This window comes from Streptomyces sp. NPDC048192, assembly GCF_043202415.1.
GTDB lineage: Bacteria > Actinomycetota > Actinomycetes > Streptomycetales > Streptomycetaceae > Streptomyces.
The window spans coordinates 439,551-462,438 of sequence record NZ_JBIDAL010000005.1; the positions used below are offsets into that span (position 1 = coordinate 439,551).

Here is a 22,888-nt window from a genome sequence, read left to right on the forward strand (position 1 = left end):
GTGTCCGGGAACCGCCGGCTAGCCGAGCAATCCGCCCACCAGGCCCGGCTGGCCCGAGGACGAGGAGCCGCCGGAGCCGCTCGTGCCGCCCGAGGACGAGCCGCCGCCGGACGTGCCGCCGGTGCTGGTCGGGCCGGCCGTCGTGCTGGGAGCGCCGCCCGTCGGGGAGGACTGACGGGGCGGGACCTGGCCCGTGGTGCCCTGGGTCTGGGTGGGCGTCGTGGTCGTACCGCCGGCGGTGTGCGTGGCGCCCGGGGTCGTCGCCGCGCCGGACGGGCTGGCGCCGGCCGTGGCGCCGCCCGTGGGCGAGGTGGAGGCCGCCGGGCTTTTGCTGTGCCGTGTGCCGGGGTCCTGCGGGAGCGGGGAGCCCGGCAGGTTGTTGCGGGGGGCCTCGCCGGGACCGGGGACGACGACGCGGCTGGAGTCGCGTACGGCGCCGCCGAGCAGCGAGCCGACGAGCAGGGTGACGCCGGCGGTGACGGCCGTGAGGAGCGCGCCGCGGCGCAGGACGTAGCGGCGCAGGTCCCAGATGTCGGCGCGGGGGCCGAGGCGGCGCCAGGCGCCGGCGGCGAGACGCCCGTCCACGGAGTAGACGGGGGCGCCCGCGATGATCAGCGGCGACCAGGCGGCGAGGTAGATGATGTCGGGCGCGTCGTACGCGGGGACCGTCTTCCAGCTGACGGTGACGATCAGGGCCGCGGACAGCAGCGCGCCGACGACCGCGGCCACGCGCTGCCAGCAGCCGAGGATGGTCAGCACGCCGACCACCACCTGGAGGAAGGCGATGACGAGGCCGGAGCCGACCGGGTGGTGCAGGGCGAACTGGCGCAGCGGCTCGGCGACGTCCCAGGGGTGCAGGGTGTTGAGCCACTTGACCATGGAGCCGCGTTTGCCGCCGTCGAAGTAGACGGGGTCGCACAGCTTGCCCATGCCGGCGTAGATGGAGATGAAGCCGAGGAAGATGCGGAGCGGGAGGAGGACGACGCCGAGGTTCATCCGGCGACCGGGGTAGTAGGCGTGCCGGGCCGGGTCGTCCGCGTGGCGGCGGGCGGGGCGCGGGGCGTCGGGGTCGGCGGCGTCCGCGTACGGGTCGTAGCCCTGGGGTTCGTCGTCCAGGTAGGGGGGTTCGTCGTAGGCGCCGCCGGCCGGGCGCATGGAGGGCAGCAGCCGCGTGCCGCCGGTGTCGTGGGGGGCGGTGCGCTGGTGGCCGACGACCGGGGACTCGACCGTCTGTTCCAGCTCGTCGTAGGTGCGGTCGTAGGTGTCGGCGTAGCCGGTGTCCACGCGCGGGATGACCTGGGTGGCGCCGGCCTCGGGCTCCTCGGTGTGGCGGACGCTGCTGCCCCGCACGGCCTGGAGGAGCCGGTGGGCGCCGGTGTCGTCGGGAGCGGACCTGCCGCTCCACACGACGGGGCGGCGGCGGCCGGCGGCGGCGCCCGCCCGGCCCGCCGTGCCCACGACGGGCATCCGGGCGGAGTCCTGGACGGCGCTCGGATACCGGGCGATCCGCGGGGATCGGGTGCGCGTGGCCGACGCGCCCAGCTGCACGCGGAAGCTGGCGTGATTGACGATGACCTGCGCCGGATCGCTCGGCACCTTCACCATGCTCAGCGCGGGAGCGTCGTCGGGTCCGGACTGGAATCCCGACGAGCGTTCCCCCGTGGGTGTGCGGGGTGTTCTGGTGTCCACACTCATCTAACCGAGTGACGTGGAGTTAGGACACTGCTCTGACCGGGCGGATGTGTCCGGACCCCGTCAAAGTCGGCCCCAGCGCCATATGGACGCCGAAAACACCCCGTACGGGTGAGGTGTCGGACGGGTGTTCAGCTCCGCCGGCGGGACGCTTCGTAGAGCACGACGCCCGCCGCGACACCGGCGTTGAGGGACTCCGCGCCGCCCGGCATCGGGATGCGCACCCGGAAGTCGCAGGTCTCGCCGACCAGGCGGGACAGGCCCTTGCCCTCGCTGCCGACCACGATGACGACCGGGCCGTCGAGGGCTTCCAGATCGCCGAGTTCGACCTCGCCGTCGGCGGCGAGCCCGACGACCGTCAGGCCCGCCTTCTTGTACGACTCCAGGGCGCGCGTGAGGTTGGTGGCGCGGGCCACCGGGGTGCGGGCGGCGGTGCCGGCGGAGGTCTTCCAGGCGCCGGCGGTCATGCCGGCCGAGCGGCGCTCGGGCACGACGACGCCGTGGCCCCCGAAGGCGGACACGGAGCGGACGACCGCGCCGAGGTTGCGCGGGTCGGTGACGCCGTCGAGGGCGACGATCAGCGGGTCCTCGCCCTCGTCGGCCGCCGCGTCGAGCAGGTCCTCGGGGTGCGCGTACTCGTACGGCGGGACCTGGAGGACCAGGCCCTGGTGGTTGAGGCCGTTGGTCATGCGGTCCAGCTCGGGGCGCGGCGCCTCCATCAGGTTGATGTTGCCGCGCTCGGCGGCGAGCTGGAGGGCCTCGCGGACCCGCTCGTCGTTGTCGATGAACTGCTGGACGTAGAGCGTGGAGGCGGGGACGCCCTCGCGCAGCGCCTCCACCACCGGGTTGCGGCCGACGACCAGCTCGGACGTCGACTTGCCGCCGCCGCGGCGCTGCTGCGGGCGGCCCCCCTGGGCGCGGCGGGCCTTGGCAGCGGCGGCGCGCTGCTTGACGTGGCCCTTGCGCATCTCGGCGGGCGGGGTCGGGCCCTTGCCCTCGAGGCCCCGGCGCCGCTTGCCGCCGCTGCCGACCTGCGCGCCCTTCTTGCCGGACATGCGGCGGTTGTTCGCGGCCATGACCTACCTGTTCTCTACGGAAATCTGTACGGAAACGAGTGTGCGTGCGTCTGTCGCGTCTATGCAGTGTGCCGCCCGGGGGGCCGGGCGGCACAATCGATCAAGGCTCGGGCTACCGGGCCCCGAGGGTCCAGCGGGGGCCCTGCGGGCCGTCCTCGATCATCAGGCCGGACTGGTTGAGCTGGTCGCGGATGGCGTCGGCGGTGGCCCAGTCCTTGCGGGCGCGGGCGGACTCGCGCTGGTCCAGGACCAGCCTGACCAGGCTGTCGACCACGCCGTGCAGGTCCTCGCCCTGCTCCTGCGCGCCCGCCCAGTGCTCGTCGAGCGGGTCGAGACCGAGGACGCCGAGCATGGCCCGCACCTCGGCCAGGCGGGCCACGGCGGCCTCCTTGTCGTCGGCGGCCAGTGCGCTGTTGCCCTGCCGGACGGTGGTGTGCACGACCGCGAGGGCCTGCGGCACGCCCAGGTCGTCGTCCATCGCCTCGGCGAACGCGGGCGGCACCTCGGCGGCGGGCTCGACGGTCTTGCCGGCCAGCTCGGTGACCCGCTGCACGAAGCCCTCGATCCGCGCGAAGGCCGCCTCCGCCTCGCGCAGGGACTCCTCGCTGTACTCGATCATCGAGCGGTAGTGCGGGGTGCCCAGGTAGTAGCGCAGCACGATGGGGCGCCACTGCTTGACCATCTCGGACACGAGGACGCTGTTGCCGAGCGACTTGGACATCTTGTCGCCGGCCATGGTGACCCAGGCGTTGTGCACCCAGTAGCGGGCGAAGTCGTCGCCGTAGGCCTTGGCCTGGGCGATCTCGTTCTCGTGGTGCGGGAAGATCAGGTCCAGGCCGCCGCCGTGGATGTCGAACGCGGAGCCCAGGTACTTGTGCGCCATCGCCGAGCACTCCAGGTGCCAGCCCGGGCGGCCCTCGCCCCACGGCGTCGGCCAGGTCGGCTCGCCGGGCTTGGCCGCCTTCCACATCGCGAAGTCCCGCGGGTCCCGCTTGCCCGTCTCGCCCTCGCCGGAGGGCTGGAGCAGGTTGTCCAGCTCCTGCCGGGACAGCCCGAGGTACTGCGGGAAGGACCGCACGTCGAAGTACACGTTGCCGTCGGCCGCGTAGGCGTGCCCGCGCTCGATCAGGCGCTGCATCATCTCGACCATCTCGGTGATGTGGCCGGTGGCCCGCGGCTCGTAGGTCGGCGGCAGGCAGCCCAGAGCGGTGTAGCCCTCGTTGAAGGCGCGCTCGTTGGCGTACCCGATCGACCACCACGGGCGGCCCTGCTCGTGGGCCTTCGCGATGATCTTGTCGTCGATGTCGGTGACGTTCCTGACGAACGTCACCTCGTAGCCGCGGTACTCGAACCACCGGCGCATGATGTCGAAGTTCAGCCCCGACCGGATGTGCCCGATGTGCGGTGCCGCCTGCACGGTGGCGCCACACAGGTAGATCGAGACACAGCCCGGCTTGAGCGGGGTGAAGTCACGGATCTGCCGGGCACTGGTGTCGTACAGGCGAATAGTCACCACTCCAGGGTAGTGGGCGCGACAGGGTGCCTCACGCCCCTTCCCCGCAATGTCGGGCTCAGAGCCGCCCGACGACCTTCCGCGGCTTGATGCGGACGACCACCCGCTGGGCGTCCTTGGCGGCCTCGGGGTTGAACTCCGCGTACTTCTTGCCGGTGTACTTCAGGCTCAGTTCGTCGATGAGCTGCGGCCCGCCGTCGGTCGTCATCTCGGCGGTGCCGCGGATCTCGGCGTACTCGTACGGCTGCTCGGGGTTGAGGACGGCGACGGTGACGCGCGGGTCGCGGTCCAGGTTGAGGTACTTGCGGCGGTCGACCGTGGTGGAGAACAGGAGGTCGTCGCCGTCGCGCTTCACCCAGACCGGGGACAGCTGGGGGCTGCCGTCGGGCTGGAGGGTGCCGACGACGATGAACACCTTGCCGTCGAGCACGGACTTGAGCTGGTCGGACAGTACGGCGGACATGGGCACCCTCCGGAGTCCAGGGATCACTGATGGTCGTGAGGGTACCCTCGCACGCCCCCGCCTCACCCGCACCACGACAGCCGCCCCCGCTGTCACCGGCACACCACGACCGTCCAGTTCTGACCGGCACGACGGCGGCTGCCGCCCCGCTCCCACCGGCACCGCGGCGGCTGCCGTCCCGCTCAGCCGCACCACAGCGACCGTCGCCCGCACCGCACAACGGCGGCCGTCCCGCCATCACCAGCACCACGGTGGCCGCCCTACTCAACAGCACCACGCGACCGTCTCCCCCACGCGCCGGGTGATGTGAGCCCGCGGGCGCCGCCGATCTCAGCCCGTACGCACCACGACGACCGTCGCCCGCAACGCACTACGGCGGCCGTCTCGCCGTCACCGGCGCCACGGTGGCCGCCCTGCTCAACCGCACCAGGGCGACCGTCTTCCCCACGCGCCGGGTGATGTGAGCCCGCGGGCGCCGCCGACCTCAGCCCGTACGCACCGGCCGTCCTCAGCCCAAGCGCTCCGGCATCCTCAGCCCGAGCGCGGCGCCGTCCTCAGCCCGCGGGCGCCGCCGGTGTCAGCCCACGCGCCGGGCGATGTGGGTCCGTGCTCGCCAGCCGTCCTCAGCCCAGGCGCCCGGCGACGTGAGCCCGCAGGCGCCGCCGACATCAGCCCGTACACACCAGCCGTCTTCAGTCCAGGCGCCCGGCGACGTGAGCCCGCGGGCGCCGCCGATCTCAGCCCGCACGCCGGGCGATCTCAACCCGCGCACCGAGCGATGTGGGCCCGCGCGCACCAGCCGTCCTCAGCCCGTACGCGCCGGCCCATCTCATCCCGCGCGCCGGGCAACGTGAGCCCGTGCTCGCCAGCCGTCCTCAGCCCGTACGCACCAGCCGTCCTCAGCCCGCACGCACCGGCCGTCCTCAACCCGTACGCACCGGCCGTCCCTCAGCCCGTACGCACCACCAGCGCCGTGGCGATCGCCATCAGGCCCTCCTCGCGGCCCGGGAAGCCGAGGCCGTCCGTCGTGGCGCCGGAGACGGAGACGGGCGCGCCGGCGGCCTCGGAGAGGATCTTCTGGGCCTCCTCCCGGCGCTTGCCGATCTTGGGGCGGGGGCCGACCACCTGGACGGCGATGTTGCCGACGGTGAAGCCGGCCTCGCGGACGATCCGGGCGGCCTCGGTCAGCAGGGTCACCCCGGAGGCGCCGGACCATTCGGGGCGGCCGGTGCCGAAGTGCTGCCCCAGGTCACCGAGCCCGGCGGCGGAGAAGAGGGCGTTGCAGGCGGCGTGGGCGACGACGTCCGCGTCGGAGTGCCCGGCGAGGCCGGGACCCTCGCCCTCCCACTTCAGGCCCGCGCACCACAGCTCACGGCCCTCCTCGAAGGCGTGGATGTCGGTGCCGATGCCGACCTGCGGCAACAGCGGCTCAGAAGCCATCGTTGAGCCTCCTGCGGGCCAGGACCGCCTCGGCGAGGACCAGGTCGAGGGGGCGGGTGACCTTGAAGGCCTCCTCGTGCCCGGGTACGGCCACGACGGTCAGCCCCAGCTGTTCGACCATGCTCGCGTCGTCCGTGACGTTGTCGGTGACCGTCTCGTGGGCGCGGACCAGGGTGGCCCGGTCGAAGCCCTGCGGTGTCTGGACGGCACGCAGGCGGGCGCGCTCCGGGGTGGCGACGACCGGCTCGGGGGCGCCGGCCTCGGCGGCTGGCTCCACCTCCTTGACGGTGTCGGCGAGGGGCAGCGCGGGGACGACCGCGGGGGCGCCGTCGCGCACGGCCTCGATGACCGCGTCGACCGTGTCGACCGGGACCAGCGGGCGGGCCGCGTCGTGGACGAGGACGATGCCGTACTCGGGGGGCAGGGCGTCCAGGCCGAGCTTCACCGATTCCTGGCGGCTGTCCCCGCCGGGCACGACCAGGAAGTCGGTCCTGCCCAGGCTGCCGCTCGGGCCGCTGCCGGGCAGGGCGTGCGCGTCGAGCAGGGACTTGACCTCGGCGGCACCGTCAGGCGGGGCCACGACGATCACCAGGGAGACGTGCCGGGACGCGGCGAGCGCGCGGGCGGCGTGGATCAGCATGGGCGTGCCGTTCAGCGCGCGCAGCGCCTTGGGGGCGCCCGGACCGAGGCGGACGCCCCGGCCGGCGGCGGGAATCACGGCGGCGACGGGGGTCTGCGCGGGCGAAGGGCGCGATTCGTCAGACATCGGTTCCTGTCAGGTTTGTGTGCTCGACCTAGGTGGGTATGGCCTTCAGGAGTGCCGGGCGCGACGCCTTGACCGGACCCTTTCCGTGACCCTGGTCGAGCCATCCGCCCGGGCCCGGCACATCAAGTATCGGGGGGCCGGTCCACTGGTTTCACGAAGAACATCACGAGGAACACCCGTGCGCGGGCACGGACATGCCGCAGCGCCCGGCGACAGGGTCAGTGTCAGCGGGCACCGCGGCATCTCACTGTGTTCGTACTGAGCTTGACGGAGGCGAAGGGTCGCCGCCGTGACGCGTCAGGAGGCGAGCACCTCGTCGAGCAGGGCCTCGGCCTTGTCCTCGTTCGTGTTCTCCGCGAGAGCGAGCTCGCTCACCAGGATCTGGCGGGCCTTGGCGAGCATGCGCTTCTCACCGGCCGAGAGCCCTCGCTCGCGCTCGCGGCGCCACAGGTCACGCACGACCTCCGCGACCTTGATGACATCGCCCGAGGCGAGCTTCTCCAGGTTTGCCTTGTAGCGACGGGACCAGTTCGTGGGCTCCTCGGCGTACGGCGCGCGCAGCACCTCGAAGACCCGGTCCAGCCCGTCCTGACCGACCACATCACGCACGCCCACGAACTCAGCATTGTCCGCTGGCACACGTACCGTCAGGTCACCCTGGGCGACCTTCAGCACCAAGTAGGTCTTGTCCACGCCTTTGATCTGGCGAGTTTCGATGGCCTCGATCAGCGCGGCCCCGTGATGGGGATAGACCACGGTGTCGCCAACCTTGAACGTCATGTGACAGGTACCCCTTCCGTGGCTATCCAGGGTAACACGGATACGCCGTCTTCTGAATGGCGTTTTCGCAGGTCAGGGCATATCTCGGGGCTTGACAACTGCGACAGGAACGTGCTGCGAGGGGCCTGGCGAACCGGGAATTCGCAGGTCGGAGGGGCTCTGCGGGCGAGGTGAAACGCGTACGTTACACACTCCGCGAGCCGTCTCCAAGTGGATGAACATCCCGTTTTGTCCGCTTCCAAGCGTACGACTTCCGCTACTCCGTTCGGTGACGGCAGACGGATCCGGGCCGTTTCCGGAATTGATCAACGGCCACCCGGAGGGCGGAGCGTGATCAATTCCGGCCGCGATCAGCGAGGGCTCACGCATTCCTTCACGGAAATTTTGCGCCCGGTTATGTGAATGCCGGACGAACGCTCGGCAAAGTGACTGGAGGGTCACTTGTGACCGGAGTGACGCAGGGTTCGCGCTACCCCAGCCGGAGGGATGCGGGGCGCTTGGGGAGGGTCGGGTGCGGCGGCCCGGGAACGGCTCGGTAACCTAAGGCCGCTGACAGATCCTTAGGGCGGCTTTATAAGGGGAGCCGCCCGCGCGTTCAAGGAGTTGCCGCCGCCGTGAGCAGCAGCCTTCGACGCGGCGCCCTCGCCGCCTCCGCCATCGTCTTCTCGATCGCCTCGCTCGCCGCCTGTGGCGCCGGCAACAACTCGCAGACCCTGGAGATCAAGCCGGACAACGCCGCGACCACGGTCGGCAACATCAAGGTGCAGAACGCCCTGGTCATCACCCAGCCCGACCTGAAGTCGACGGGCCCGGCGGTGATCTCCGCGACCCTCTTCAACACGGGCAGCACGAACGAGACCCTGCAGTCCGTCTCCATCGCCGGCAGCAGCGACACCGTCAAGCTGACCCCGGCCAAGGGCGGCAGCCTGACCGTCCCGGCGCACGGCTCGCTGATCCTCGGCGGCAAGGGGAACGCCTCCGCCGAGCTGCCGAGCGGACGCGAGTCGGTCCAGGACGGCAACGCCCAGAAGATCACCTTCACGTTCAGCAAGACCGGCGCGGTGAGCCTGCGCGCCTACGTGGTGCCGGCCACCAGCTACTTCGACAAGTGGGGCCCGAGCCAGATCCCCTCCGGCCCGGCGACGGCCTCCCCGGCCCCGGGCGCCACCGCCTCCGGCAGCACCACCAAGCCGGCCAAGCACGGCAAGGGCAAGGCCACCCCGTCGGCGACCGCGAGCGACACCGCGACGGCGGGCGCCGGCGCGACCCCCAGCGACTCCGCGTCCCAGTCGGCCGCCGGCCAGTGAGCGGCCGTACGGCCCGCTGAGCACGCCGTACGCACGAGGGCGGCACCCCACCAGGGGTGCCGCCCTTCGTCGTGGCGCCGTGTCCGGTTTACGGCTCGAACTTGTACCCCAGCCCCCGGACCGTGACCAGGTACCGCGGCGCGCCCGGGTCGGGCTCGATCTTGGCGCGGAGGCGCTTGACGTGGACGTCCAGGGTCTTGGTGTCGCCCACGTAGTCGGCGCCCCAGACGCGGTCGATCAGCTGCATGCGGGTCAGCACGCGGCCGGCGTTGCGCAGGAGCATCTCCAGCAGGTCGAACTCCTTCAGCGGGAGGTCGACCTTGGAGCCGCCGACCGTCACCACGTGGCGGTCGACGTCCATGCGGACCGGGCCGGCCTCCAGCGCGGCCGGGGCGACCTCCTCCGGCTCGCCGCGGCGGCGCAGCACGGCGCGGATGCGGGCGACCAGCTCACGGGAGGAGAAGGGCTTGGTGACGTAGTCGTCGGCCCCTATCTCCAGGCCGACGACCTTGTCGATCTCGCTGTCCTTGGCCGTCACCATGATCACGGGGACGTTGGAGCGGCCGCGCAGCTGGCGGCACACCTCCGTGCCGGGCAGGCCCGGCAGCATCAGGTCGAGGAGGACGAGGTCGGCGCCGTTGCGCTCGAACTCGTCGAGTCCGTCGGGGCCCGTGGCCGCCACGGCGACCTCGAAGCCCTCCTTGCGGAGCATGTACGACAGGGCGTCGGAGAAGGACTCCTCGTCCTCGACGACGAGCACTCGGGTCACGGAAGGACCTCCGGGGCGGGAAGCGGTTCGTACGGGGATGGGTCGGGGGCGCCGCCGGCCTCGTCATCGTCGTCGAGGTCGGGGTGCTGCTGTGCGCGGTCGCGGGCCGCACCCGCCTCCGGCAGCCTGAGGGTGAACGTGGAGCCCTGGCCTTCGGCGCTCCAGACCGTGACCTCCCCGCCGTGCGAGGCGACCACGTGCTTGACGATCGCGAGTCCCAGCCCGGTGCCTCCGGTCTGCCGGGAGCGGGCGGGGTCGACGCGGTAGAAGCGCTCGAAGATGCGCTCCTTGTCCTTGTCGGAGATGCCGATGCCCTGGTCCGTCACGGCGAGCTCGATCATGTCGCCGCCGGGCGCGCCGACCCTGCGGGCGGCGATGCCGACGCGGGTGCGGGCCGGGGAGTAGTTCACGGCGTTCTCCACCAGGTTGCCGAGGGCGGCGGCGAGCTGGCCGCGGTTGCCCCAGACGTGCAGGTCGGCCGTGCCTCCGGCGGCGATGGTGATCTGCTTGGTGCCGGCCTGGTGGCGGCAGCGGTCGATGGCCTCGGCGACCAGCTCGTCCACGCGGACGGGCTCGGCGTCCTCCAGCGGGTCGTCGTTCTGCACCCGGGAGAGGTCGATCAGCTCCTGGACCAGGTTGGTCAGGCGGGTCGCCTCGATCTGCATGCGGCCCGCGAAGCGCTGTACGGCCTCGGGGTCGTCGGAGGCGTCCATGACGGCCTCGGAGAGGAGGGAGAGCGCGCCGACGGGCGTCTTCAGCTCATGGCTGACGTTCGCCACGAAGTCGCGTCGTACGGCCTCGATCCTCCTGGCCTCGGTCAGGTCCTCGACCAGCAGCAGGACCAGGCGGGAGCCGAGCGGGGCCACGCGCGCGGAGACCGCGAGGGCCTCTCCGCGTCCGGTGCCGCGCCGGGGAAGGTCCAGCTCGACCTGCCGTATCTCGCCGTCGCGTCTGGTGTCCCTGGCCATCTGGAGCATGGGCTCCACGGCGAGCTTGCCTCCGCGGACCAGCCCGAGGGCGTAGGCGGCGGAGCTGGCCTTGACGACGGCGTCGGCCTCGTCGAGGACGACGGCCGAGGAACGGAGCACGGACAGCACGGTGTCCACGCCCGGCGGGAGTACGGGGTCGGTGTGCAAGGAAGTCCTGGTCGGTCGCTTCTGGTCGCGTTCGCTCCAACGGAACGCCAGCATGGCGATGACGCCGGTGAGCACCCCGGCGATCGCTGCCGCTGCGGCGACCGCCGCGTTCACGTCCATGCCTCAAGGTTAAGCAGGCCCTATGACATCCCCCCAGCCTCCGAGGTGGGACCTCGGACACTCGTCGCCCAGAGTTCACCTTGGGGCCAGTAATGGTTCATTTGGGGTGGCGGAAACGGACGCGTGCGGGGCAGAACGTGGGAGCGTGGGGACCAAGCACACCTATGAGAGGGAACCCTGATGCGGGACGCGTACCACGAGGAACTGGACTCGATCGGCGACGGTCTGGTGGAGATGGCCCGGCTGGTCGGGTCGGCGATCGGGCGCGCCACCACCGCTATCCTGGACGCCGACCTGAAGCTGGCCGAGAGCGTGATCGAGGCGGACCAGAAGGTCGACGAACTCCAGCACGACCTGGAGGCCCGGGCCATAGCCCTGCTCGCCCGGCAGCAGCCGGTGGCGACCGACCTGCGGATCGTCGTCACCTCGCTGCGCATGTCCGCCGACCTGGAGCGGTCCGGCGACCTCGCCCAGCACGTGGCGAAGCTGGCCCGGCTGCGCTTCCCCGAGCGCGCGGTGCCGCAGGACCTGCACGCCACGATCCTGGAGATGGGCCAGCTCGCCCAGCGCCTGATGGCCAAGGCCGCCGAGGTCATCATCACCAAGGACGTCGACCTCGCGCTGCAGCTGGAGCAGGACGACGACGAGATGGACCTGCTGCACCGCACGCTGTTCCAGCACCTGATCGACGAGCGCTGGAAGCACGGCATCGAGACCGCGGTGGACGTCACCCTGCTGGGCCGCTACTACGAGCGGTACGCCGACCACGCCGTGGCCGTCGCCAAGCGGGTCGTCTACCTGGTCACGGGCGAACACGCGGACGAGCTCCAGTCCGACATCCAGCCGGTGACGGGCGTCGAGGGCGCGTAGGCCCGCAGGGCGCGGGCGGGGGGCCGGGTGCTTGTGACCAGGGGCCGGGCTGCCTGTCGCCGAGGGGGCTGCTGTCGCCGGGGGCGGAGCGCATGCCACCGAGGCGGGACGCCTGTGACTGAGGGGGCTGCTGTCGCCGAGGCTGGGTGACTGCCACCGAGGGGGCGCCCATGGCCGAAGGTGGGGCGCGCCTGCGACCGGGGGCGGGCGCCCGACGCCGAGGCGGGGCCCTGCGACCGAACGCAGGGCGCCCGACGCCGAGGCGGGACCCCTGTGACCGGGCGTGGGGCGCCTTCCCGGCGCGGGGGTTGGGGGTTGGGGCGCGGGGGCGCCTCCGTGCGCCGTTGATGCGCCCAGGGAAACGGGCATGCAATGGGCGAGGGCATCCCTGCCCCAGTGTTTAGGAGGGACCCATGGCCGAATCCCCCGGTACCACGCCCGACCCCACGCGGGAGCGCGAGACCGATCAGCCCGCCGAGACCAGGAGCCTTCCGCTGATAGCCGCCTGCGGCTGCGGCTCGGGCTGCGGGTGCGGGTGCCAGTCGGGTGCCCCCTGCCAGTGCGGCTGAGGGGCGGTACGACGTCGTAGGGCCGGAGTGAACTCGTTCACACCGGCCCTACGCGGATACGCCTCGCCGGCCGTCAGCTCACGGCGTAGGCGTTGTACACCGTGGTCGTCGCGCTGTCGCCGTGGGTGTCCGTGACCGTGGAGCGCAGGCCGACGCGCCCGGAGGCCGGATTGTGGACGGCCATGGTCCACTTGCCGCCGGACAGCTTCGCGGTGGCGGCATGCCAGGTGGTGCCGTTGTCGGTGGTGTACCAGGCCTGCACCGACTTCACCGCGTCGGGCAGCTGCTGCACCGTGCTGTCGTCCGTACCGTTGCGCTGCATGCCGAGGACGACGGACGTGGTGGATCCGGGGGCCGCCTGGTTCCTGCTGTTGAGCGCGCCGGGCGAGAAGCGGGTGATGTAGTCCCGGATCTGCTGGTTCTTGGCGGGGTCCGCGTAGAAGTGCAGGCTGAGGCTGGACGTGGTCGACAGCGAGCCGGACGGCAGGCTGCGGTGGCCGGTCTGGGTGAGCGTGTACCAGCCCGCACCGGGGATCACCGGGTGCGCGTCGATCTCCTGCGAGGGGCTGTAGGTGTGCGAGTACAGCGTCCTGCCCGCGTGGGTCAGCTTGACGGAGCCGGTGGCCAGCACCCCGCCCGCGGTGAGGGTCGGGTCGGCGAACGGGTTGATGGACCCGAAGTACAGCTGCTTGTACCAGGTGTTGGGCAGCCGCCCGCCGGGTCCCCAGACCGCGCGGCCGAGGGTCAGCGAGGTCGTCTTGCCGGCCGCGTAGGTGTGGAACCCGTCGTAGACGAAGTCGTGACCGTGCTGGCTGATGCCCCACTGTCCGGGTGGGAGGTGGGCGCTGAAGGAGTTGGGCAGGTCACGCTGGAACATCAGCGTGTTCGGGCCCCACGAGCAGCTGTCGCCGTCCGACGAGTAGTCGAACGAGAACATCGCCTGTCCGCTGTCGGGGCCCGAACGGGCGGACACCTTCAGGGTGGTGAGCCCGGACTGCTTGAGCGTCGCGGACACCCCGGACGGCACGCCGCCCTTGTGCGTGGCGGACGCCAGCCAGAAGTCCCCGCCGGTGGCCGAGCGGGGCTGGTAGGTGGTGCCGTACGACAGCTCGTACGCCTTGCTGCTGGTCGGGATGACGTACAGGTCGCCGGCTTCCGCGGAAATCCCCATGCTGGCGGGTCCGTTGTCGGCTGCGCAGACGTACGCGCTGACCGTGTGGTCGTACCCGCTGCCCGGACCCGGGCTGAGCGAGACGTTGACCGGGCGGCCCTGGCGGGCGTCGAACGTGCTCTTCGTGGCCCCGGAGACCGTCACGCTGTGCCCCCCGACGGTGGCATCCTCGCCCGTGGCACCGGTGAAGGTCGTGACGAGTTCGTAGCTGCCGTCGGGCAGCGAGGCCGCCTTGTTGCTCTCGATGTAGCGGAAGTCGTTCGTCTTCGTGTTGTAGACGGCCACTTGGGCGTACACCGGCTTGCCACCGCGGTCCAGCGTCGTGACGGTGAGCGAGCCCTTGCCCGCGGCGGACGCGGCCGGGGCTCCGGCCAGCAGAAGCGGTATGAGTACGGTGACGGCACTCGCCACTGTCGTGGTTCGTCGCATCAGACCCCCCTAGGTACGCGACAAAAGCGAGCCACGGTAGCGCACGGCCGACACGCCCTTTCCGCCGGGCCCTCTTCTTGAAGACGCCCAGAGCCGGACCGCACCGGCGACGATCCGGAGCAAGCGGAAGCCCCCGGCCCTGCCGGGAACAGCAGGCCGAGGGCTGACCGGCGTCCGCACCGCCGCTGCACCACCGGCAAAGGCGGTGACAGGCGCAGTGCCTGGTTCAGTGCTTGAAGGAGTCCTTGGTCCCTTCTTTCGCTCCCCGCATCCTGCCCCGCGCTTCGAGGGCGGCGCCCTTCACCGCGAGATCGTCCTTGTGTACCGCGTGGGCCAGCGTTCGCACGGCCTTCCCCACGACCTGTTCGGCCTTCGCCTTGGCCTTCTCTCCAGCGCTCATCTCAGCACCTCCACGCTCACTGACCGAGTGCCCTCGGGGCAGCGGCGGCATGCCCCGCCGTGCGCCGTCGGCCCGGACCCGCGGGGAGGGACCTACCTCGTGGCCGTCACCCGCAGCGGTGCGAGGTCCGGGCTCGGAGCGGACCCGGTGGTGCCGGCGGACAGCGTCCGGGCGGACGTCGTCTGCGGAGCCACGCCCTTGTAGTACGGCGTGTAGGCGTAGTGGGTGCCCACGCCGATGGCCGCACCGATCTTCGGAATGACCGACGCGTCGACCGAACCGGTGCCGCCGAAGACGGCCACGTGGTACATGCTCGCCGACATCCGCATCAGGTACCGCTTGGTGTCGTACGACAGCGAGGTGGTGTCGGTCCACAGCAGCGGACCGTACGTGGTCATCGCCGACGACGCGGAGACACCGCCTCGCCAGCTCCCCACGGAGGCCAGCGCGGCGTTCGACGGCAGCGACCACCACAGGTCGGCGAGCCGCATGGCGTTCGACTGCGGCGTTGCGCCGGCGACCCGGTAGTAGTGGTACGAGCTGGGCCACTTCGGCATCTTGCCGGCCTTGTACGCCCTGGTCAGCGCCGACTCGGCGTCGGTGCCCACCGTGATGATCCTCGTCGTGCCCGGGCTGTACTTGTTGAGGTATCCGTAGACCGACGCGGTCATGGTCGTGCCGTCGGTCAGCACGACGGTCGCGGTTCCGGAACCGCCCATGGAACCGGCGGCGGAGCTCGCCGCGAGGGCGTTGTGGTAGTCGGTGCCCGTCGCCACGAAGATGTACTTCGGCGTGCTGGTGACGGTGTTGGCCACGGCCACCGAGGTGGAGTAGCGCGAGGTGCCGGACAGCCGCTTGGCCACGTATCCGAGCGAGGTCACCTTGGACGCGACCGTGCTGTTGAGGATCGTGCTGCCGCCGACCAGGTAGACGGTCCTGCCCTTCGGCAGCATGCGCTTGAGCTCCGTCTGCACCGCGGAGTCCAGGCCCGTGCCGGACGTCATCAGCACCGGCCCGCGCTTCTTGCCGGCCAGCGATGTCGCAGTGGTGGCGTACGCCGAGTCGGACTTGCTGATGAGCACGGCCGCGCCCGCGTTCTTCAGGCCGGGCGTGCTCGTACCGACCGTGTTCCAGGTCCACTTGGACGCGGCGATGTTCGTGTCGTACGAGTCCGAGCCCCACACGCGGGAGATCGCGTTGTCGCGGAGCGGCTGCCAGGCCACGTTCGTGCCCTGGGCCTGGGGCACCTGCGTCTGCGCACCCGTGCCGATCGTGTGGAGCCATACCTGGGGGCTCTGGCCGTAGACGTCGATGTCGTACGCGATGCGGTCGCCCTGCGGGGACCAGGCGGGACGGTTGTGGTCGGCCGCGTCCGTGGTGAGCTGGGTCAGCCCGGTGCCGTCGGTCCTGACCGTGAAGAGCTGCTTGTGACCGCCGACCGACCGGGTGAAGACCACCGACTGCCCGTCGGCGGAGATGCTCGGCTCGCGCGCGTCGTCGGCCAGCTTGGTGAACGCGCCGGAACGGCCGTCGTAGACCCAGACGGCCGGGGTGCCGGCGGTGGCGCAGCTCGTCCCGGTGCGTACGAAGGCGAGCATGCCGTTGGCGGCGCCGCTCGGCTGGGAGTCGCACCCGTCGACGTCGGTGCCGAAGAGGGCCGTCGGCGTGCGGGTGCCATCGGCCGCGGTCAGCCGCAGTCGGCCACCCGCGCTGAAGACGATGTCGCCGCCGCCGTACCAGAAGGTCGGATCGGCCGGATGCCAGCCGCTGCCCGACGGCATGGCCATGTCGATGCTCTGCGACCCGTCGGACAACGCCGTGGCGATGTGGTCGTCGTACGGGTTCACGAAGACGATCTGACTGCCGTCTGCGGACCAGGCACCCTGGTTTCCGGTCGGATAGAACTGGGACAACCGCGACCCGTCAGGGTTGATGTAGTTCATCGAGCCGCCGACGTCCGTGTACAGCAGCTGCCCGTCGGTCGCGGGCCAGCCGCCGGCGACGGCCGCCGCGGGTCCCGGAAGCGCGGCGAGGAGCCCCGCCCCGAGCGCGGCGGCGCTGATGAGCGCCGCGAGTCCGCGGCGCATGCGCATGTTCAATGTGCCCCCACAAGCAAATGGTTGACCGCCGCGCCCCTCCCCCAAGGTGAACGGACGGCGTCATGCGCATCCACACGGCAGCGACCGAACACTAGTGCCAGGCCCCGGCAACCGGGAAGAGGCAGATGATCAAGACCCCGACAATCCCTCGCCACCCGAGGTCCCGGAGTGACCCCAGCACATTGTTGAGCGGTCTCGGACGGCCCAGGGACGGCCCAGCTTCGGCGCGCCCAGTCGCACCATTCACCTGCGCGGATGGTCCGCAGGTGTCCGCACGCGCCCGCCTTTTTACGACGGCGTTGTCACGCAGTTAGACACTCACGGGTGCCGTGCCCGCCGACATGCCCGTGACGGTGGCTACCGTGGTTCGTACGCGGTTGTCACCTGGATCGCTCCCAGCAACTGAGAGCTACACGTCTTCGCTCCGGCCATGACAGTCCCGGGGTAGAAGCCCCGTGTGGCGCCGGAGGGGTAGTCGACGGTCATCTCCATCCTGCGGGTGGTGTTGCCGGGAAGGTTGCCGAGGACAGCGTCACCGCCAACCCATTGCGCGGTAGACGCCTTGGTCGCCGGGTACCAGGTCATGGTCAAGTGATGCCACGACCCGCCGTTGAACTTCCACCAGACGGTTGGCGCCGCGCCCTTGCGGTTGCTGGGCGCGGCCATCTCGTAGTCGAAGAACACTCCCGACAGCGGCGCCGACTTGGCGTTACGCACGGTGGTGTATGTGACCAGGTTCTGCCCGGCCTTCGTGGAGATCGGTTCACCGGACCCGTTGCCCGAACCGGTGATCTCGCCGAAGGAACAGGTCGGCTTGGCGCTGGCGGACGTTGTGGGCGCGGCCTGAGCTGTGCCAGGCAACATGGCCAGAACACTCATGCCCGTTGCCACAGCCGCGACTCCCCACTTGAAGGGCCCCATGAATCCACTCCTCCTCGCGCCGTGCCGTCACGAGCGCGAGCAGAGCTTACGATCAATCGGAGTCGCGCCGGGAGGCAGCGGGCCCGTTGCCACAGCCGCGACTCCCCGTGACGGCCAGCGGGGGGCGCTGACGGTTGCTGGGGTTGCTGTACTTCGCTGTTGTACCGCAGCTCCCTGCCGCCGTCCCGCTGTCAGCCCTTCCTGCTGGCTTGTGGCCTCTCCGTCACGCGGGGCTGAGGTGCTTGACGACTGCCTCGGCCACAGCTCTGGCACTGCCCGGATTCTGACCCGTAATCAGGCGCCCGTCCTCGACTACATACGTGGCGAACGGCTCGTCGGCCGTGCTGTAGTTGGCGCCGATCTTCTTCAGCTCCTCTTGCAGGTTGTAGGGAACCGCTTGTGCCCTGTTCGCCAGTTCCTCTTCTGGCCAGGAGAACCCGGTGACCCTCTTGCCCTTGACCAAGGGTTCCCCGTTGCTCAGAGTCACGTTGAGCAGGCCGGTGGCGCCGTGGCAGACGGTCGACACGACTCGGCCGGTCTCGTAGAACCTGGCCATCAGGTCTTCCAACTCTTGGCTCTGCGGGAAGTCGAACATGACCCCATGGCCACCGGTGAGGTATATGGCGTCGTAGTCCTCGCTGTTGACCTCTGAGATTTTCTTGGTGTCCTCAAGGAGGTCCATGAACTTTCTGTCCGCGTAGCGCTTTTCAGTCCCTAGCTCCGCTAGCACCTCGTGCGACAAGCTCTCCGGATCGATGGGAACCTTGCCGCCCGATGGGCTTGCGATGTCCATGGTGAATCCGTGCTGCTCGGCGACATCCCAGAAGTGAGTCAGCTCCCCGAGCCAGAGCCCTGTCCGCATGCCGGCCTTCTGATATTCGTCGACGTTGGTGACGATGACTAGGATCTTGTTTTTGGTTGCGGGCATGGTGACTCACCTCCGGCTACTCCCCCTCTTTTCGACCGTAAGCCTGGGGGGTACGGCCGGCAACGCCGCTGTGGCGAACAGCTCTGTAAAGTCGGGAACCCGAGGACGCGTCGGGCAGTCTGTGGCCTGCCCGGTAAAGCACGACGTTGAGGCCGTGATCTTCGAGGCTCGCGGCAAAGTGGCTGCCCAAAATCGCGGAGCCGACCGCCCCAGCCACGACGTACCCCTTCTCTGGCATCAGGTGGCTGATTGCTCTGCGCGGCACGGGCGCCGGCCGGGCTGGAGCGGGGCGGAGACAGGAGCGCAGGCTCGGCCAGGGGCCGGGGCCCGCGCGGGGAGCGGAACGTCGGCTGCCCCCGCGAGATGGATGTGATCCGAGCAGTGCGCAAGGTGACCGGGCTGAGCTTGTGGCACAGCCGGGTCCTGGCGCGGCAAGCGCCCGTCACCCTCCTAAAGGGGCTGTCTGCGTACAGGGCCCAGTCCGCTGTCGCTGTGCTCCAGAGCGCCGGCGCCAGAGCGGAGTGGAGGCAGGAAGCGGAGCCCGGCGAGCGCGCGGCCCCATCGCCCTGACGGCCCAGAGACGGCCCAGAGGCGGCGAAAAGCCCCCTGCAGCGGGGAAACCGCAGGCAGGGGGCTTACTCGTGGGCGATTACTTCTTCTTGCCCTGGTTCTTGACCGCCTCGATCGCCGCCGCGGCCGCCTCGGGGTCGAGGTACTTGCCGCCGGGGGTGGTCGGCTTGAAGTCGGCGTCGAGTTCGTAGTAGAGCGGGATGCCGGTCGGGATGTTCAGGCCCGCGATGTCGGCGTCGGAGATGCCGTCCAGGTGCTTGACCAGGGCGCGCAGCGAGTTGCCGTGGGCGGCGATCAGGACGGTGCGGCCGGTCAGGAGGTCCGGGACGACGGCGTCGAACCAGTACGGCAGCATCCGCTGGACGACGTCCTTCAGGCACTCCGTCCTCGGGCGCAGCTCCGGCGGGAGCGTGGCGTAGCGCGGGTCGTCGAACTGGGAGAACTCCGAGTCCTCGGCGAGCGGCGGCGGCGGGGTGTCGTAGGAGCGGCGCCAGAGCATGAACTGCTCCTCGCCGAACTCGGCCAGCGTGGCCGCCTTGTCCTTGCCCTGGAGGGCGCCGTAGTGGCGCTCGTTCAGGCGCCAGCTGCGGTGGACCGGGATCCAGTGGCGGTCCGCGGCCTCGAGGGCCAGCTGGGCCGTGCGGATCGCGCGCTTCTGGAGGGACGTGTGGACCACGTCCGGGAGAAGGTCGGCGTCCTTCAGGAGCTCGCCACCGCGGACCGCCTCCTTCTCGCCCTTCTCGTTCAGGTTGACGTCCACCCAGCCGGTGAACAGGTTCTTCGCGTTCCACTCGCTCTCGCCGTGGCGGAGGAGGATCAGCTTGTACGGTGCGTCGGCCATGGGTCAGAGCGTAATCCACGCGTTCGGGGCATCGTCCCGGCCGACCGGTGGGTGGACCGCCGGCGGCGTCTGTTAATCGGGTGGCCGGCGAACGATCACGTATGTAAGTTGTGCTTACCGCTTGAGCCGCTTACTGCCCGACCTGCTTACGGCGCCCGGACCGGGTGTCCGCCGATCCATGGGGGGTCTTGTCATGTCCGCCGTCGTCCGCCTGAGACGTGCCGCCCGGGAGACCGTCTCCGGACTCCCCCGCGAGTTCTGGTGGCTGTGGACCAGCACCCTGATCAACCGGCTCGGCGCCTTCGTGGCCACCTTCATGGCCCTCTACCTCACGCTCGACCGCGGCTACTCGGCGTCGTACGCCGGTCTCGTCGCCTCGCTGCACGGGCTCGGCGGCGTCGTCTCCTCCCTCGCCGGCGGTGTGATGGCCGACCGGCTGGGACGGCGGCCCACGCTGCTCGTCGCCCAGTCCGCCACCGCCGCGTCGGTCGCGCTCCTCGGGTTCATGACCGACCCGGTGGCCATCGCCGCCGTCGCCTTCCTGGTCGGCATGGCCTCCAACGCCTCCCGGCCCGCCGTGCAGGCGATGATGGCCGACATCGTCCGGCCCGAGGACCGGGTCCGCGCCTTCTCCCTCAACTACTGGGCCATCAACCTCGGTTTCGCCGTCTCCTCCATGGCCGCCGGGTTCATCGCCGAGTTCAGCTATCTCGCCGGGTTCCTGATCGAGGCGGGGATGACCGCCGTCTGCGCGGTCGTCGTCTTCCTCAGGCTGCCCGAGTCCCGGCCCACGGCCACGGCCCGGCAGGCGGAGGCCCGCATCGGGCTCGGCACCGTGCTGCGCGACGGGCGGTACATGGCCGTCGTCGGGCTGTCCTTCCTGGTCGCGCTGGTCTTCCAGCAGGGGTCGGTCGGGCTTCCCGTGGCCATGGGCCGGGCCGGGTTCTCGCCCGCCGACTACGGCCTCGCCATCGCCGTCAACGGCATCCTGATCGTCGTCCTGCAGATCCCGGTCACCCGGTTCATCGAGCACCGCGACCCGCGCACCCTGCTGGTCGTCTCGTCACTGCTCGCCGGGTACGGCTTCGGGCTCACCGCGTTCGCCGGCTCGGTCGGCGTCTTCATGGTCACCGTCTGCGTGTGGACCCTCGCCGAGATCGTCAACGCCCCGACCCAGACCGGCCTCGTCGTCCGGCTCTCCCCGGTCCACGGACGCGGCCGCTACCAGGGCGTGTACACGCTCTCCTGGTCCGTCGCCGCGCTGGTCGCCCCGCTGATGTCCGGCGCCGTCATCGACCGCTGGGGCGCGCGGTGGCTGTGGGGCATGTGCGCGCTGATCGGGACCATCGCCGGGCTGGGGTACGGGCTGCTCATGCGAGGCCTGGCGAAGGAGACCCCGGCCGCGGCGAGCCGGCGGACGGCCGCCGAGGGCGCCGCCGGCGTCGATGGCACAGAGACCGAGGTCAGCCCGGCGTGAGGGACGGGGCGGGGCGGGGGCGAGGGCCTGATGCGCTCATGCGGGGATGGGGGGCAGGCGTCGGCTTGCGGGAGGGGGGGCTGGGGTGCGGGGCTGTGGGCGGGAGTGTTGAGAGTGCGGGCTCGTGCAGGTCAGGGGTTGGGGCATACGGACGGGGACGCGTGAGCAGTCGGGGGCTGCGGGCCCGGACGCGCGAGCGGGCTGCAGGCCTGGGCGCCCGAAGCGCTGGGAGGCGGGCAGAGATCCCCCCTCACCGCCCAGTCCCCAGCCCCCACCCCAGACACAGCCCCGCCCCCCACCGGAATCCCGGCAGGGGGCGGGGATGGTGGGATCAGAACGCGAGGTTGATGCCGATCTGGTGGGGCTGGCTGAGGGCGCCCAGGACCTCGCCCTGGACGGCGCCGAGCTGGGACAGGGCGTCGGCGGTGCTCAGGGTCGTGGAGTCGGCGGTGATGCCGGCCTGGGGGGCCAGGCCGCCGGAGACGGCGTCGAGCTCGGCGTCGGCGATCTCGGTGGTCTGGATCTGGTGAGCGGCGTTCATGAGGAAACTGCCCTTCGCATGGATGGTCCACAGGGTCCAAGGGGAAGCGGCCCGCCGGGGACTGAGGTGGGGGCCGCGACCGCAGGCACGCACCGTCCTTTCCGGACACCTGGCGCGATCCCGGCGGTGCGAGCGATCAAACCACGGAGCGTGCCGGGCATCCACCCAACCAGCGCTCCCACCGGCCCAGTTGGCGCCGCCGGATGACGCATCCGTGCACGTACGGTCACGCGTTGGGGCCAGATCCTCCACACCCCGCGCCGCACAGGCGGCCGACAGCTCTTGCCACCGTCGCGCCGACCGGGACAACTCCCCACCAACCGAACCCGCCCACCCCGGGGTTGCGTACGCACTGTGCAGATTCCGTTCACGGGGCGATCGGCGCGGCAGCGGGCGTCGGCGGGCAGTGGTCCAGGTCACACACCGGCCCCGTCACATCCGTCCGCAGCGGTCCGTCAGGGAGGTGTAGCCATCGGAAAGCACCAGGGAAAGCACACAAGGAGCACACCATGGACGCTCGGCTGAACCTCTTCGGCAACCCGGTCGCCGGCAAGTTCCTCAGGTACATCAACTCGGCGGGCAAGGCCGTCTCGGACTCCTCCCTGCCGGCCGCGACGCAGGAGCTGGTGAAGATCCGGGCCAGCCAGATCAACGGCTGCGGGTTCTGCACCGACATGCACACCAAGGACGCGGCCGCCGCCGGGGAGACGGCCCAGCGGTTGCACCTGGTCGCCGCCTGGCGGGAGGCCAAGGTGTTCAGCGACGCCGAGCGGGCCGCGCTGGAGCTGACGGAGCAGGGCACCCGGATCGCCGACGCGGCCGGCGGCGTCCCGGACGAGGTGTGGGCGAACGCCGCCAAGCACTACGACGAGGATCAGCTCGCCGCGCTGGTCGCGCTGATCGCCCTGATCAACGCCTACAACCGCCTCAACGTGATCGTCCAGCAGCCCGCCGGCGACTACCAGCCCGGCATGTTCGACTGAGACGGAAGAGGCCTCAGGGATCTCAGG

General features: G+C 70.9%; 21 protein-coding genes. 5 read left to right on the top strand and 16 right to left on the bottom strand.

What is annotated here, in order from left to right:
* Positions 1-18: 18 nt before the first annotated feature.
* The 7 genes from ACGFZN_RS12810 to ACGFZN_RS12840 all read right to left on the bottom strand — a co-directional run bounded on the left by ACGFZN_RS12810 (position 19) and on the right by ACGFZN_RS12840 (position 7,730).
* Positions 19-1,695 carry a DoxX family protein gene (locus tag ACGFZN_RS12810; RefSeq protein WP_393858472.1) on the bottom strand — a complete coding sequence of 559 codons (1,677 nt, stop codon included), beginning with the start codon at positions 1,693-1,695 and terminating at the stop codon, positions 19-21.
* A gap of 128 nt (positions 1,696-1,823) precedes the next feature.
* Positions 1,824-2,768, bottom strand: coding sequence for a 23S rRNA (guanosine(2251)-2'-O)-methyltransferase RlmB (gene rlmB, locus ACGFZN_RS12815; protein ID WP_393858473.1), 945 nt, complete (start codon positions 2,766-2,768; stop codon positions 1,824-1,826).
* Positions 2,769-2,880: 112 nt separating this feature from the next.
* A complete protein-coding gene (gene cysS / locus ACGFZN_RS12820; RefSeq protein ID WP_393858474.1) occupies positions 2,881-4,281 on the bottom strand; it encodes a cysteine--tRNA ligase in 1,401 nt (466 codons plus the stop codon).
* 58 nt (positions 4,282-4,339) lie between these two features.
* Positions 4,340-4,744 carry a PPOX class F420-dependent oxidoreductase gene (locus tag ACGFZN_RS12825; protein ID WP_393858475.1) on the bottom strand — a complete coding sequence of 135 codons (405 nt, stop codon included), beginning with the start codon at positions 4,742-4,744 and terminating at the stop codon, positions 4,340-4,342.
* Between the two features lie 948 nt (positions 4,745-5,692).
* Positions 5,693-6,184: a 2-C-methyl-D-erythritol 2,4-cyclodiphosphate synthase gene (ispF, locus tag ACGFZN_RS12830; protein ID WP_361983531.1), complete on the bottom strand. Its 492-nt coding sequence runs from the start codon at positions 6,182-6,184 to the stop codon at positions 5,693-5,695.
* Positions 6,174-6,950 carry a 2-C-methyl-D-erythritol 4-phosphate cytidylyltransferase gene (ispD, locus tag ACGFZN_RS12835; protein WP_393858476.1) on the bottom strand — a complete coding sequence of 259 codons (777 nt, stop codon included), beginning with the start codon at positions 6,948-6,950 and terminating at the stop codon, positions 6,174-6,176. Before ispD ends, ispF begins: the two co-directional genes overlap by 11 nt.
* Before the next feature lie 297 nt (positions 6,951-7,247).
* Positions 7,248-7,730 (bottom strand): CarD family transcriptional regulator, encoded by a 483-nt coding sequence (locus ACGFZN_RS12840; RefSeq protein ID WP_003953493.1) that lies wholly within the window; start codon positions 7,728-7,730, stop codon positions 7,248-7,250.
* A 614-nt stretch (positions 7,731-8,344) separates the two neighbouring features.
* On the opposite strand from ACGFZN_RS12840, the gene ACGFZN_RS12845 reads away from it, so the two are divergent.
* Positions 8,345-9,037 carry a DUF461 domain-containing protein gene (locus tag ACGFZN_RS12845; RefSeq protein WP_393858477.1) on the top strand — a complete coding sequence of 231 codons (693 nt, stop codon included), beginning with the start codon at positions 8,345-8,347 and terminating at the stop codon, positions 9,035-9,037.
* Between the two features lie 88 nt (positions 9,038-9,125).
* On the opposite strand, the gene ACGFZN_RS12850 is transcribed toward ACGFZN_RS12845, so the two are convergent.
* Both ACGFZN_RS12850 and ACGFZN_RS12855 read right to left on the bottom strand, forming a co-directional pair.
* On the bottom strand, positions 9,126-9,806 hold the full coding sequence (locus ACGFZN_RS12850; RefSeq protein ID WP_030734890.1) for a response regulator transcription factor: 681 nt from the start codon (positions 9,804-9,806) through the stop codon (positions 9,126-9,128).
* On the bottom strand, positions 9,803-11,062 hold the full coding sequence (locus ACGFZN_RS12855; protein WP_393858478.1) for a sensor histidine kinase: 1,260 nt from the start codon (positions 11,060-11,062) through the stop codon (positions 9,803-9,805). The genes ACGFZN_RS12850 and ACGFZN_RS12855 overlap by 4 nt, the downstream gene beginning before the upstream one ends.
* A 180-nt stretch (positions 11,063-11,242) precedes the next feature.
* On the opposite strand from ACGFZN_RS12855, the gene phoU reads away from it, so the two are divergent.
* On the top strand, positions 11,243-11,932 hold the full coding sequence (gene phoU / locus ACGFZN_RS12860; protein WP_393858479.1) for a phosphate signaling complex protein PhoU: 690 nt from the start codon (positions 11,243-11,245) through the stop codon (positions 11,930-11,932).
* Between the two features lie 642 nt (positions 11,933-12,574).
* Here the strand turns inward: phoU and ACGFZN_RS12865 are convergent.
* The 5 genes from ACGFZN_RS12865 to ACGFZN_RS12885 all read right to left on the bottom strand — a co-directional run bounded on the left by ACGFZN_RS12865 (position 12,575) and on the right by ACGFZN_RS12885 (position 18,449).
* Positions 12,575-14,101, bottom strand: a complete 1,527-nt coding sequence (locus ACGFZN_RS12865; protein WP_393858480.1) for a hypothetical protein — start codon at positions 14,099-14,101, stop codon at positions 12,575-12,577.
* Between the two features lie 226 nt (positions 14,102-14,327).
* The gene (locus ACGFZN_RS12870; protein WP_393858481.1) at positions 14,328-14,501 is read right to left on the bottom strand and encodes a hypothetical protein; all 174 of its coding nucleotides are present in this window, start codon (positions 14,499-14,501) and stop codon (positions 14,328-14,330) included.
* A gap of 92 nt (positions 14,502-14,593) precedes the next feature.
* Positions 14,594-16,588 carry a cell wall-binding repeat-containing protein gene (locus ACGFZN_RS12875; RefSeq protein ID WP_393858482.1) on the bottom strand — a complete coding sequence of 665 codons (1,995 nt, stop codon included), beginning with the start codon at positions 16,586-16,588 and terminating at the stop codon, positions 14,594-14,596.
* Between the two features lie 369 nt (positions 16,589-16,957).
* Positions 16,958-17,521 carry a hypothetical protein gene (locus ACGFZN_RS12880; RefSeq protein ID WP_393858483.1) on the bottom strand — a complete coding sequence of 188 codons (564 nt, stop codon included), beginning with the start codon at positions 17,519-17,521 and terminating at the stop codon, positions 16,958-16,960.
* Between the two features lie 223 nt (positions 17,522-17,744).
* Positions 17,745-18,449, bottom strand: a complete 705-nt coding sequence (locus ACGFZN_RS12885; protein WP_393858484.1) for a type 1 glutamine amidotransferase domain-containing protein — start codon at positions 18,447-18,449, stop codon at positions 17,745-17,747.
* A 363-nt stretch (positions 18,450-18,812) separates the two neighbouring features.
* On the opposite strand from ACGFZN_RS12885, the gene ACGFZN_RS12890 reads away from it, so the two are divergent.
* Positions 18,813-19,019 (top strand): ribosomal protein L7/L12, encoded by a 207-nt coding sequence (locus ACGFZN_RS12890; RefSeq protein WP_393858485.1) that lies wholly within the window; start codon positions 18,813-18,815, stop codon positions 19,017-19,019.
* Between the two features lie 79 nt (positions 19,020-19,098).
* On the opposite strand, the gene ACGFZN_RS12895 is transcribed toward ACGFZN_RS12890, so the two are convergent.
* On the bottom strand, positions 19,099-19,860 hold the full coding sequence (locus ACGFZN_RS12895; RefSeq protein WP_393858486.1) for a phosphoglyceromutase: 762 nt from the start codon (positions 19,858-19,860) through the stop codon (positions 19,099-19,101).
* Between the two features lie 193 nt (positions 19,861-20,053).
* Here ACGFZN_RS12895 and ACGFZN_RS12900 point away from each other — a divergent pair, with 193 nt between their 5' ends.
* Positions 20,054-21,337, top strand: a complete 1,284-nt coding sequence (locus ACGFZN_RS12900) for an MDR family MFS transporter (protein ID WP_393858487.1) — start codon at positions 20,054-20,056, stop codon at positions 21,335-21,337.
* Positions 21,338-21,668: 331 nt separating this feature from the next.
* Here ACGFZN_RS12900 and ACGFZN_RS12905 read toward each other — a convergent pair whose 3' ends face one another.
* The gene (locus ACGFZN_RS12905; RefSeq protein ID WP_393858488.1) at positions 21,669-21,878 is read right to left on the bottom strand and encodes a hypothetical protein; all 210 of its coding nucleotides are present in this window, start codon (positions 21,876-21,878) and stop codon (positions 21,669-21,671) included.
* A 509-nt stretch (positions 21,879-22,387) separates the two neighbouring features.
* Between ACGFZN_RS12905 and ACGFZN_RS12910 the strand changes: the two genes are divergently transcribed.
* On the top strand, positions 22,388-22,861 hold the full coding sequence (locus tag ACGFZN_RS12910; RefSeq protein ID WP_393858489.1) for a carboxymuconolactone decarboxylase family protein: 474 nt from the start codon (positions 22,388-22,390) through the stop codon (positions 22,859-22,861).
* Positions 22,862-22,888 lie beyond the last annotated feature (27 nt).